This window comes from Pantoea sp. CFCC18177, assembly GCF_059412425.1.
In genome coordinates this window covers 1-12,439 of record NZ_JBNBPL010000031.1, presented here as the reverse complement: position 1 = coordinate 12,439, position 12,439 = coordinate 1, and the positions used below count along the sequence as shown (strand labels likewise).

Annotated in this window: 10 protein-coding genes and 2 pseudogenes; 8 read left to right on the top strand and 4 right to left on the bottom strand. The window is 54.6% G+C overall.

The window, feature by feature from the left end:
• Window positions 1-113: 113 nt before the first annotated feature.
• Window positions 114-992, bottom strand: a complete 879-nt coding sequence (locus ACPUC8_RS23000) for a LysR family transcriptional regulator (RefSeq protein WP_494927431.1) — start codon at window positions 990-992, stop codon at window positions 114-116.
• 136 nt (window positions 993-1,128) lie between these two features.
• Here ACPUC8_RS23000 and ACPUC8_RS22995 point away from each other — a divergent pair, with 136 nt between their 5' ends.
• From ACPUC8_RS22995 to ACPUC8_RS22980, 4 genes and pseudogenes are all read left to right on the top strand, one after another.
• Window positions 1,129-2,259 carry an L-dopachrome tautomerase-related protein gene (locus tag ACPUC8_RS22995; RefSeq protein WP_494927430.1) on the top strand — a complete coding sequence of 377 codons (1,131 nt, stop codon included), beginning with the start codon at window positions 1,129-1,131 and terminating at the stop codon, window positions 2,257-2,259.
• Window positions 2,260-2,570: 311 nt separating this feature from the next.
• Window positions 2,571-3,866, top strand: a complete 1,296-nt coding sequence (locus ACPUC8_RS22990) for a CitMHS family transporter (protein WP_494927429.1) — start codon at window positions 2,571-2,573, stop codon at window positions 3,864-3,866.
• A gap of 179 nt (window positions 3,867-4,045) precedes the next feature.
• Window positions 4,046-4,408, top strand: a pseudogene (locus ACPUC8_RS22985) (H-NS family histone-like protein); the annotation flags it as partial.
• A gap of 3 nt (window positions 4,409-4,411) precedes the next feature.
• Window positions 4,412-4,564, top strand: a pseudogene (locus ACPUC8_RS22980) (H-NS family nucleoid-associated regulatory protein); the annotation flags it as partial.
• Between the two features lie 101 nt (window positions 4,565-4,665).
• On the opposite strand, the gene ACPUC8_RS22975 reads toward ACPUC8_RS22980, so the two are convergent.
• From ACPUC8_RS22975 to ACPUC8_RS22965, 3 genes are read right to left on the bottom strand one after another with little or no spacing between them, the layout of a single operon-like run.
• The gene (locus ACPUC8_RS22975; protein ID WP_494927428.1) at window positions 4,666-5,865 is read right to left on the bottom strand and encodes an aminotransferase class I/II-fold pyridoxal phosphate-dependent enzyme; all 1,200 of its coding nucleotides are present in this window, start codon (window positions 5,863-5,865) and stop codon (window positions 4,666-4,668) included.
• Between the two features lie 17 nt (window positions 5,866-5,882).
• Window positions 5,883-7,181, bottom strand: a complete 1,299-nt coding sequence (locus ACPUC8_RS22970) for an LLM class flavin-dependent oxidoreductase (protein ID WP_494927427.1) — start codon at window positions 7,179-7,181, stop codon at window positions 5,883-5,885.
• A 34-nt stretch (window positions 7,182-7,215) separates the two neighbouring features.
• Window positions 7,216-8,286 carry an iron-containing alcohol dehydrogenase family protein gene (locus ACPUC8_RS22965; protein WP_494927426.1) on the bottom strand — a complete coding sequence of 357 codons (1,071 nt, stop codon included), beginning with the start codon at window positions 8,284-8,286 and terminating at the stop codon, window positions 7,216-7,218.
• Between the two features lie 291 nt (window positions 8,287-8,577).
• Here ACPUC8_RS22965 and ACPUC8_RS22960 point away from each other — a divergent pair, with 291 nt between their 5' ends.
• The 4 genes from ACPUC8_RS22960 (at window position 8,578) to ACPUC8_RS22945 (ending at window position 12,355) form a co-directional block, all read left to right on the top strand.
• The gene (locus ACPUC8_RS22960) at window positions 8,578-9,123 is read left to right on the top strand and encodes a GNAT family N-acetyltransferase (RefSeq protein WP_039332832.1); all 546 of its coding nucleotides are present in this window, start codon (window positions 8,578-8,580) and stop codon (window positions 9,121-9,123) included.
• Entirely contained in the window at window positions 9,120-10,268 is a 1,149-nt protein-coding gene (locus tag ACPUC8_RS22955; protein ID WP_494927425.1) for an amidohydrolase, read from the top strand. The genes ACPUC8_RS22960 and ACPUC8_RS22955 overlap by 4 nt, the downstream gene beginning before the upstream one ends.
• Window positions 10,265-11,581, top strand: a complete 1,317-nt coding sequence (locus tag ACPUC8_RS22950) for an MmgE/PrpD family protein (protein WP_494927424.1) — start codon at window positions 10,265-10,267, stop codon at window positions 11,579-11,581. Before ACPUC8_RS22955 ends, ACPUC8_RS22950 begins: the two co-directional genes overlap by 4 nt.
• 69 nt (window positions 11,582-11,650) lie before the next feature.
• Window positions 11,651-12,355, top strand: coding sequence for a helix-turn-helix transcriptional regulator (locus tag ACPUC8_RS22945; protein ID WP_494927423.1), 705 nt, complete (start codon window positions 11,651-11,653; stop codon window positions 12,353-12,355).
• The last annotated feature ends 84 nt before the right edge of the window (window positions 12,356-12,439 follow it).

Here is a 12,439-nt window from a genome sequence, read left to right as displayed (position 1 = left end):
AATACCCCGATCGCGCCGTCCTGGCGCAGACAAATCGACAGTAAAGTTACCGTTAAGAAAGCAAATGAGAAATATACGCATTCATATTACGATTGCAAGAAATTGTTACAGATTCACCATGGCCAACGCTTTTCTGCCAGCTCGACTAATAAACGGGAGGCCGGTGAAAGCTCGCTTAACGAACGGAACTGCCAACCAAAGGTACGCGGCATCATCACCAGCGGCAGCGGGATCTCAATCAATCCGCTTTCGGCCTGTAGCAGTCGGCGTGACAGGAAACTCAACAGTTGTGTCTCAGCCAATACGGCACGCAGTGGTGAAAGCGTGTTGCTCTCCATTTGCACGCGGGGAGCTGCGTATCCGCCACTGCGCAAACGCTGCTCCAACCATTGGCGTGTCGCCACATTATCGGATGGGAGAAGCCAGTTATATTCATCGAGCTGCTCGGGGGTAGGATGGATATTGGCGAGGGGATGCTGCCGACTGGCGGCAATCACCACCGGATCTTCAATCAGCGGGCGAGTAGTAAACTCACTGTCACCCTGTGGCAGAAAACCGAGAATCAGATCGATTTTGTTCTCGCGTAGTTTTTTCTGCAGCAGATCATTCATCCCCACCGTCACTTCCAGCCGTGCAGTGGGCGCTCTGTGCAGCAGATCTTTGCTCAGTACCGGCAACATAAACTGTGCTGCCGTGGCGGCGACACCCAAGCGAATCACCCCAGCGGTACCTGCACCCAGCGCCTGTAAATCCTGACGTGTGACCTGCATCATGTGCACGACTTTTTGAGCACGTTCACAAAGTAACAGTCCCGCCTCGGTGAGTTGCATCCCCCGCCCGACCTTGAGAATCAGACGCGTGGCGTAAAACTTCTCCAGACGTTGCAGGCATTTGGTCAGCGCAGGCTGAGTAATGCCAAGGGATTGCGCCGCTTTACCCAAGTGTTGCGTCTCTTTCACTGCCAGCAAGTAGTGCAGATCTTTCAGTTCCATTCATTCCCACCAGGAATCGATTGATAAAAACCAGAGAATATAATTTATCATTTTACACTGCCAGGATGGTAAGACATTAACAACAGCGCAACACGCTGTTTGCGTCACCTTGTGGCGCTTAACAAGGGAGATAAGGATGAAACAGACTCTGAAAACACTGGCAGCGGCTATTGCACTGACCACCAGCGCACAAGTGATGGCGCAAGATACTCTACCGGTGGCGCTACCGACACAACAGGACAGCCGCCTGGAGCAAGTTGCCACCTCACCTCGCGTGTGGAACGGCATCACCGTCAGTCACGATAACCGCCTTTTCGCTTCGCTGACGCAATCTGAAGGTGCCGGTTTACAGTTAGCGGAGGTGGTGAATAACCAGTTGAAAGCCTTCCCCGATGCAGCCTGGAATCAGTGGGACGCCAAAGATCCCGAGCATCACTTTTACCATGTCAATGCGCTGCGAATCGGTCCCGATGGCGATCTGTGGGTAATGGATTCTGGCAATAAAGGCATTGGCACGGGCGATCAGGCTATGGCGGGTGGCGCCAAGTTGGTGCGTATCAATCTGGCAAGCGGCAAAGTGGTGGGCAGCTATGTGTTTAAAGCCCCGACGTTGCAGCCAACCAGCTACCTGGACGACGTGCGTTTTAACGGCGATTTCGCTTACCTCACCGATCCTGGCGCTGTGGGTTTAGTGGTGCTGAATCTGAAAAGCGGCAAAAGTTGGCGCGTACTGGACAATCACCCCCTCTCGATTGACCACCAACCGATATACGCCGACGGCAAAAAGCTTATTCTGCGCGATGGACGTGAAAAACGCGTCGGTCTCGACCAGCTAGAAGTCTCACCGGATGGCAAATGGCTTTACTACCAGGCCATTCCCGGCCCACTGGCGCGCATCGAAACCCGCTACCTGAATGACAGCGCGCTCACCGCCGCCGAGGTGGCTAAGCATGCGGAAAAAGTGCGTGACACCTGGAGCACCGGCGGCACAGCGATTGATGCCGACGGCAATATCTACGCTTCTGACATTAATACGCGCAGCATCAAGCGCATCGCGCCTAATGGCGAGGTGACGACCGTGGTGCAGGACCCGCGACTGATATGGATTGATGCGATGTGGGTGTCCAAAGGCGCGCTGTGGATGCCATCAGGGCAAATCAATCGCACGCCTGCGACCACCGGCGGCAAACCTTCGACGGTTGAGTATCCGGTGAAGCTTTACCGCTTGGCATTACCGATCGCGCCTTCACCGCGTGACCATCAATAATGGCATTCCGGCACCAAGTGCCGGAATATTACTCACGTCACTTAATATTACAGAGAGGGAAATAACACTGACATAAATCATCACCGTACGACATTTAAATTTTTTTTAAAACTAAGAAGTTACGCACATATTTCGCGTAATACCGACCTTGTGCCCCCTGAAAAAAACACTGGATAATATCGCCAGATTGACGAGGTCGCAGAAGGTTAATTTGAACAATAAATAATCATTGGCTGTTTTTTATTTATTCCGAACACATCGCATTTGCTACCCACAAATGTGCAATATCCCTCTGGACAGGAAACACCGTCATGCTGCTGATCATCAGTCTGCTTATGATAATCTGCTTTATTGGCTTATTAATGAGCAAAAAACTTTCCGCGCTCACTGCCTTAATCATTATCCCGACAATATTTGCGCTGTTATCTGGCCATGGCGCAGATATGGGCGCAATGGTGATCAAAGGATTGCGCACCGTAGCCCCTACCGGCGTGATGCTAATATTTGCCATGCTCTATTTTATGAGCGTGACCGATGCCGGCATGTTTGATCCAATCATTAAACGCATCGTTTCCACGGTGGATGGCGATCCGGTGAAGATATTTATCGGTACCGCATTATTAGGTTTTATCGTCGCGCTCGATGGTGATGGTGCCACGGTCTATATGATTGTGCTCTCGGCATTTATGCCGATATATGAACGCATCGGTTTATCGAAACTCAGCGTCGCAGCCCTGCTATTACAATGTACCGGCTTAGGCAATATGTTCCCGTGGGGCGGCCCCACTGCACGTGCAGCCGCTGCGGTTCAGGCGGATGTCGCTACCCTGTTTGTCCCGCTGTTAGTCCCGTTGCTCGCCTGCGTGGCCTGGACCTTTATTCTTGCCTGGATGCTCGGCCGTCTTGAGCGTAAACGGCTGGGCTTTCAGCAGCACATCCCCGAGGCCATCGCCACTCTGCAATTCGAGGAGAAGCCGCGTGTTGCCTGGCGGTTCTGGTTTAACTGGGCGCTCACCGCCGTGTTGATGACCTTCCTGGTACTGGATGTGATGCCGATGGCGTATCTGTTTATGCTGGCAACTGCCATTATGTTCATCGTCAACTATCCACAATTAGGCCAACAGCAGGAGCAAATTGGACGCCATGCGCCCGCCATTCTCGCGGTAGCAGGGTTAATTTTTGCCGCTGCGGTGTTTACCGGTATCTTTGCCGAAACCGGTATGGCAAACGCGCTGGCACAAGCAATAGTGCACACCATCCCTGCTGCACTTGGCCCTTATCTGGCGGTGATCACCGCTTTGATCAGCATTCCGGTCACCTGGATGGTATCCAATGATGTGTTCTATTTCGGCATGCTACCGGTATTGGTCCAGGCCGCCAGCCATTATGGTATCGAGCCGATTGAAATGGCGCGTGCCGCGCTGGTGGGTCAGCCGGTGCATATTCTCAGTCCTTTAGTTGCATCGACCTATTTATTAGTCGGCATGCTGAAGCTCGATTATGCCCAGACACAGCGATTCACCCTGCGCTGGTCATTTATTACCTCACTGGTATTATTGTTTGTCGCGCTACTGACCGGTTGTTTTCCGTTCTATCGCAGTCTGTAGAATATCAATAGCCAATTCGCACAGATAAATAAGACGGGATAGCGTCTGCGTGTATTCAATAATTGCACACGCAGAGGCTTTCCGGATAATTCTGTCTGGGTAGCAATATTTTCATTTGCAATAAAATACCGTAGAATGCGCCCTTTCATTTTCTGTATATAAGTAATAAGGGTTTATTCATGAGCGATGCACTCAAAGCATTGAACAATCTTCGTACGCTGCGTGCTCAGGCACGTGATATTGAGATTGCGGTTTTAGACGAAATGCTGGAAAAGTTCGCCGTGGTGGTTGCTGAACGCCGTGAAGAAGCAGCAGCGGATAATGCCGCTCAGCGCGAGAAAGAAGAAAAACTGGCGCTGTATAAAGAGATGCTGCTGAATGACGGTATTGATATTAGTGAACTGGCGTCATTAACCCCGTCTGAAAGCAAACCCAAGGCCAAACGCGCACCGCGCCCGGCGAAATATAAATTTATCGACGAAGACGGTAATGAGAAGTTCTGGACCGGTCAGGGCCGCACACCTTCGCCGATTAAATCGGCGCNCAAACCCAAGGCCAAACGCGCACCGCGCCCGGCGAAATATAAATTTATCGACGAAGACGGTAATGAGAAGTTCTGGACCGGTCAGGGCCGCACACCTTCGCCGATTAAATCGGCGCTGGATGCCGGTGGTTCAATGGATGATTTCTTGATTTAAGCGTAACAACCTGTAGCGGCGCGATTTATCGCGCGCGTGTTAACACCACAATTGCGGTAAAAACGCGCGATAAATCGCGCCGCTACGGGTTAGATGATGAATTATTTCAGGTTGCTGCACGCCGCGGCTATACGTCTGCCCGCTTCTCTTACGCTATCGATATCGGTGGCAATCGACAAACGGAAGTAAGGCGACAAGCCGTACGCACTCCCCGCGACACCTGACACGCCGCTCTCCAGCAGATAGTTCAGCACATCCTGTTCGCTAGCCAGTACCTGACCATCAGAACGCGTTTTGCCCAGCAAACCTGCAACGCGACAGAAGATAAAGAATGCCCCTTCAGGATTTAGCACCTCAATACCTTCCACCGGCTTCAGTTCCGCCATAATCGCGTCACGGCGTTCCTGATATGCTGCGCGTTGAGGTGGGAGGAAATCCAACCCACCGTTTAACGCGGCCACCGCCGCCGCCTGACTAATGGCGCTGGCTCCCGAACTGTTCTGGGATTGCACCACCACCATCGCATCAATCAGCGCTTGCGGTCCCGCGCCGAAGCCAATGCGCCAACCGGTCATGGCATAGGTTTTAGACACGCCGCCCACCAGCAGAATACGCTCCGCTAAATCCGGTGCCACCTGCAGTAAACTCACATGCTCGCGCTCATCAAACAGAATATGTTCGTAAAGCTCATCCAGCATGATCCATACCTGTGGATGATCGCGCAGCACCGCCGCCAATGCAGTCAGTTCGGCAGCGCTGTACACCGCACCCGAAGGATTGCCCGGATTGTTCAACACCAGCCAGCGAGTTTTGGCGGTGATAGCCTGCGCCAGCTGCTGCGGTTGCAGTTTGTACGCTTGCTCTAGCGGGCAGTCCAGCAACACGGCTTCACCACCGTTGAAGCGCACGCTGTCGGGGAAGGTTGGCCAGTATGGCACCGGCACAATGACTTCATCCCCGTCATTAAGCGTGGCGGCGAAGGCGTTAAAAATGATCTGCTTGGCACCGTTGGCGATGCAAATCTGCCCCAGTCCATAATCCAGCTGATTTTCGCGTGCCAGTTTGGCCTGCACCGCTTTACGCAGCGGTGCGGTACCATTAGTGGGCGTGTAGCGGGTTTCGCCGGCATGCATAGCCGCGACCGCTGCCTCACGGATGTGCAGTGGCGTATCAAAATCTGGCTCACCGGTGGTGAGGTCAAGAATATCCACGCCCTGCTCTTTGAGCTGACGCGTCAACTGACGCGCCGCCGCATTGGCAGAGAGCGACACGGACTGCACACGCTTTGATAAGGTGACCATGTTCAGCTCCTCAGGGTTTACAGTGCTGGCAGACCCAGGTTTTCACGCAGGGTGGTGAATTCGTAGTCTTCACGGAACAAGCCACGACGGCGCAGTTCCGGGATCACCAACTCCACAAACAGATCCAACTGCTCAGACATGATGGCTGGCATGATGTTGAAGCCATCCGCGCCGCCCTCTTTCATCCACAGCTCGAAATCATCCGCGATATCTTCCGCCGTGCCGACGATCACGCGGTGGCCACGTGAACCCGCCGCCACTGCCGCCAGCTCACGCAGCGTCAGGTTCTCGCGCTTCGCCATATCGGTCATTAACTTCACGCGGCTCTGATTACCTTCACCGAGTGGCACTTCCGGCACCGGGCCATCCAGCGGATACTGGCTGAGATCCATGCTGAACCGCAGTGACAGCTGACGCAGGCCATTATCGATATCCACCAGGGTGTTCAGCTCTTTCCACAATGCTTTGGCTTCTTCACGCGTGCGGCCCACGATTGGCATTACGCCTGGCATGATCACCACGTGGTCGGGATTACGACCTACCGCAATCACCTGATCTTTCTGTGAGCGATAGAAGGTTTGAGCCTCTTCCAGGCTGGCCGCTGCGGTGAAAATCACCTCTGCGGTTTCTGCCGCCAGTTTTTGACCATCTGCTGATGAACCCGCTTCAATGATCACCGGGCGTCCCTGCGGTGAACGGGTAATGTTCAGCGGGCCCTGCACCTGGAAGTGTTCACCTTCATGGTTAATCGGCTGGATTTTGTCATCGACGAAGTAGCTGCCAGTTTCTTTATTAGGCTGAACGGCTCCCGCCTCCCAACCCGCCCACAGCTTGTTGGTGACTTCCAGGAATTCGCGCGCACGCGCATAGCGCTCCGCATGGTTCGGCATATCGTTACGGCTAAAGTTGCGCGCCACGTCGGTCGAGAAGGAGGTAACGACGTTCCAGGCGGCGCGACCACGGCTGATGTGATCCAGCGACGAGAAGCTGCGCGCCATGGTGAACGGATCGCTAAAGGTGGTGGAAGCCGTCGCCGCCAGACCGATACGTTTGGTGTTTACCGCCAGTGCCGACAGCATCGTCAGCGGCTCAAGGCGCGCCATGGTCGAAGGCAAACGGTACATGCTGGTCGCCAGCGCATCGCCGACAAAGAACAGATCAAACTTACCCGCTTCGGCTTTTTTTGCGATGGTAATCAGCCAGTCGATATCGGTGGGGTCGCCGAGTTTTTCCGTCAGACGCCAGCCGCTGACATGTTGTCCAACCGGTTGTACGAAAAGGCCCAAGCGGATGCGTGGTGAATTTGCAGTAGCCATTGAATTTGTCCTGGTCGATAAAAAGGGTAAAAGGTCAGAAATTGTTCTCAGTCGCCAGCAGCGCCTGTTCCAGCTCGTCCGCATGAATGCGGAACGGCAAACGTTCAGCACTGGCCGCTGGGAATTTAATGTGTTCGGCGAGTTGACGAATGACCACTGCGCGATCGCCCGTCAACGGGGCCAGTGTCAAAGGCATGTCGTACTGACGCAGCAGCGCCAGTAACTCCGCGTCTGGCTCGCCGTTATGCTCGATCAGCGATTGCACCAACAGGCTGTAGCCGACTTTCTCGCCGTGCAGCCAGTGATGCAGCTCTGGCAGATGGGTAAGCCGATTGTGAATCGCGTGGGCAAACCCCGGTGTGGGCAATTGGTCGCGTACGCTGTTCGCCAGGCCAGCTAATACAATGTTGGCGTCAATGACTTTCACCAGTTCAGGCGTGACCTGTTGCTGTGCGTTGGCACTCACCGCCGCTGCACCCAATTGACGATAAACGTCCAACGCGCGCTGAGCGGTCATCACTTTAAGATCGAGCGCCAAATCGTGCGGGTTGTTGCGCAGATAAGGATAAAATTCATAGTACTTCGCCAGCGCATCCACAATACCGGCCTTGAGATAGCGCACGTCGCTGCGCGCAATCACTTCAGTGTCCACCAGCACCAGCTCGGGCATTTTGCCCAGCGGCTGGCTGCGCAGATGACCGCCCTGCTCGTTATAGATGATGGCAACCGGCGACCATGCCGCGCAGGTCGCCGCCAGGGTGGCGAAGTTGATCACCTTCAGATCAGCCATCTGGCTGCCGACGGCTTTAGCCGCATCCAGTACACGCCCGCCGCCTACAGCAAACAACAGTTCTGCTTGCTGTTGCTCAATGTTATGTTTCAGCGTTTCAATCGCCGCGTCGGTGCATTCACCGTGCAGATATTCCAACTCCCAACGAATACCGTTGGCCTCTAAGCTCTGGCTTAATTCTGGATTAACAGCTTGCCAGGCACGGGGGGAGGTGAAAATACGGATGTGTGTGGCGTAAGGTTTGATAAATTCACCGGCACGCGAACGCAGGCCGGCTTCATGTGCATAAGCACGCGGAGATTTGATCGCTAACACGTTGTCACCCTGATTAAGAATAAGGCTATAACGAGAAAAGTTATTTTATTTCATGAGGTTAATGCGAAATAGTTATAGCGCTATGTAATTTATGCATACTACGGTAAATAACGATTTAAGCAATGAAAAAGCCGCCATTTCAATTTCACAAATTCGCATTAGCTTAGCTATTTTTCACATATAGCAGCGACGGACATTACTGATAATCTGGGCGACTTACGCATTGTGCCATGGCGCCCTCTACTGCGCCGCTGCCAACATTTCCGCCATCGAGCGGTTTTCGGGGAACTTATGTCACTTGAATTTCGTCAGGTCAGAGAAGACGAAGTGGATGTCTATCAGGCTTTGATGCATGCCGCCTACGCATCCACGCTGGCGCTTGGCATCAAATTCGATGCCGCCACCGCCGATCGCGAAAAGACGTTGCGTCATCTGCAAACGCACGGCGTTTATGCACTCTATGCAGATAACATCATGGTCTCTTCCGTGACAGTACGCTACCCGTGGGGACCTCTGCCGGGTCCCTTTGGCTTGCCGCACATCGGCTGGTTTGGTGCGCATCCTGATTATCCTGGTCTGCAATATGGCCGCCAGGTACAAGAACGCCTTGAACAGGAGATCCTGCTCGGCAAACTGCGTGCGCCTGCGGTTTCCCTCGGGACCGCCACCAGCCATCCGTGGTTGATCGAGATGTATAAAAAGCGCGGTTTCCAACTAATGCACACCACGGATCTTGGCAAAGGCCACATCACCCAATATATGAAGAAAGTGCTGGATGACACTGCGCATGATGCGTGGATGACACGGCAAGCAGCACAACAAGGAAGCAAAATATGAGTTTTGATGAGAACGCTTTAGGCGAGCATCTGGTTGCTTTCCGCCATGAGTTACACCGTTTCCCTGAACTCTCTAATCAGGAATTTGAAACCACCGCACGCATCCGCCAGCAGTTAGAAAATCATCAGATCCGCGTGTTGGACTTGCCACTTAAAACCGGCTTAGTCGCTGAGGTGGGGCCTGCTCAGGGACCGCTGATGGTGCTGCGCTCCGATATCGATGCTCTGCCGATAGAAGAGCAATCTGACGTCACTTTCCGCTCCGAACGTCCTGGTGTCATGCACGCCTGCGGTCACGATTTTCACAGCTCGGCGGCGCTGGGTGCAGCGATCCTCCTTAAACAGCAAGAGGCGAACTTACCGGGGCGGGTGCGTATTTTGTTCCAGGCTGCGGAAGAGACCGGACAAGGCGCACCCGATGTGATTGCCACCGGCGCGCTTAAAGAAGCCGTTGCCATCTTTGGTATCCATAACGATCCTTCACTGCCACCGGGCGTGATTGGCAGCAAAGCTGGCCCGCTCACCGCAGCCGTAGACCGTTTCGATATTCGCATTACCGGCGTGGGCAGTCATGCGGCCAAGCCGCATCAGGGCAACGATCCGATTGTGATCGCCGCACAGATTGTCTCTGCGGCCCAAACCCTGATCAGCCGCAATGCCCCTTCAGGAGATAACGCAGTGGTGTCGATCACTCAGATCCACAGCGGTAGCACCTGGAATGTGATTCCCGATAGCGCCTGGCTGGAAGGCACGGTGCGCTCGTTCTCACAGGAAACCCGTGAACGGTTGGAGCAGCGTTTTCGTGAGATCGTGCAGGGTATCGGCGCCGCCTTTGCCGCTGAGGTGGAATTTAACTGGCACGCGGGTCCGCCGTCAGTGGTCAACGACGCGCACTGGGCTGACTTTGCCCTGCAACAGGCAACGGCAAGTGGCCTTGAAGCGCGCGTGGTGGAGGCCAGCCCGATTGGTGAAGATTTTGCCTTCTACCAACAGCAGTTACCGGGTGCCTTTATGATGATTGGCACCGGTGAGCCCTATGCGCTGCACCATCCCGCATTTCGTATTAACGATGAGGTGCTGCTGCCAACATCGCGCTATCTGGCGAATCTGGCCGTGGCCGCCCTGAACAGTCTGGAGCAGCCATGAGTCTCACTCACGCGCTGGCGGAACTCATCGTAAACCGTCAACCGGATACCCTCGCACGCGAGGCCGCACGACAAGGCATCAAAGATTTCCTCGCCGTGAGCTGGCCTGTGTTGCAAGGTCAGGTGCCAGATAGCGGCCTGCCCGCCCTGCGCACGGTGTATTCGGACAGCAGCCCGCGCTCGCAGGCACTGCTACTCGGTTACGCCGCTCATGCCCTGGATTACGATGATTTTCATGCCGATTTTCGCGGCCATCCCAGCGTTGTCATTCTGCCCGCGCTGTTTGCCTGGCAGCAGCAACAGTCAGCGGAGTTAGATGATTTTCTCGACGCCTATGTGATTGGCGTGGAAGTCGCGGGGCGCTTAGGTCTCGCCATCAGCCAGCAGCACTATGCGTTGGGTCATCATAACACCGCGACTTTGGGTACGCTGGCCGCCGCCGCCGCGCTGGCCCGATTGCTGAAACTGGATGCGTCGGCCACCGCGATCTTGCTGGGCATTGCCGCCACCCAAGCCAGTGGATTGCGAGCGCAGTTTGGTTCGGCGGTGAAACCGCTGCATGCTGGATTCGCTGCCGAACGGGCAGTTGCCGCCGCACAGCTAACGCTGGCTGGTTTTGATGGACAGAAAAATGGGGTGATCGAGGCGTTTCTCGCTGCCAACAGCAACGGTCAGGCACAGCCTGAAAAACTGGTATCTGGCTGGGCAGCCCCGTGGCGTATTGTCGCGCCGGGTCTGGAGTTCAAGCCCTTTCCGACCTGCGCCGGAACCCACAGTGCGGCTGAAGCCGCGCGCATTTTGCGCCAGTCATGGCTGGAGAGCGGCCAACCTCTGTCGGCATTACTGGATAACATTACCGATATCAGCGTTGCTTTCCCACCTGGCGGCGATATCGCGGCCTCAGTCACCAAGCCAACCAACGGTATTGAAGCGCGCTTCAGTCTGGAATACGTCATTGCAGCGATGTTGATCTATAACGATCTTCGCCTGGAAGATTTCGCCGAAGGCGATCTCAACCCTGAGGTGATGCCGCTGGCCAGTAAGGTACGTCGCACCCCCGATGCCTCTGCGCCGCCGGATGCCATCAACCCTGCACTGCGTTTTCATTTGCTGACCCTGACACTGCGCGATGGTACGCAGCTCCAGCATCGCCGCACGCGCCAGCAGTCACTGGCAGACGGCGTGGATGTTGCGGGTAAACTGCGTCTGGCGTTAAGCCAGGAGACGGGTGAACAGTTGCAAAAGTTGCAGCAAAGCCTCCCACTGCAAACATCAGCGGATCTTGTGACAATCAGCCAGTTGTTGCACATTTAATGTTACGTGCTGGGCCATGGGCGGCATAAATGCCGCCCCACGACGGAAAAACCTCGGATTTTCAACGACATGACCAAAACTCAGCGACTGCTTGAACTGGTGCAACTGCTGCGTTGCCATCGCTATCCGGTGACCGCACAGCAGTTGGCCGATCAACTCCGCATCAGCGTGCGCACGGTGTATCGCGACATTATCTGTTTGCAGCAGCAAGGCGTAGAGATTGAAGGCAGCGCAGGCCTGGGTTACCTGCTGAAATCCGACGGCCATTTGCCGCCGCTGATGTTTTCCCGTCATGAAATTGATGCGCTGGCATTAGGTCTCGACTGGGTGAGTCGTCATACCGATGCCGAACTGAAATCCGCCGCGCAACATGCACTGGCAAAAATACAGGCGGTGCTGCCAGAGCATTTAACCCACACTATCGACCATCAATCACTGCTGGTTGCCTCACGCGGGGAAGCGCTGTTTGAGCGGCATCTGCCGGAAATTCGCCTGGCAATACACTCACGCAACAAGATCACACTGCGTTATAAAGATCTGAAAGAGGCCACCTCCACCCGTACGCTATGGCCGGTGGTGCTGGGCTATTTTGATCGCGTGCGTTTATTGTGCGGCTGGTGTGAGCTGCGCCAGGACTTCCGTAATTTTCGCGTGGACCGCATTGAGGAAATTGTGGTGAGCGGCGAGCTGTATCCTGGAACCCGGTATCAACTGTTGAAGCGCTGGAAGGATCATCAGCAGGCGCGCTATCCCGATTATCGTGTAGTGGTTTAATAGATTAGGACACACTCAGAGGTTATAACGTTATTAACCAGAGAGGTGATTCTATGAGCGGAAGAATATTTACTCCTGAGTTTA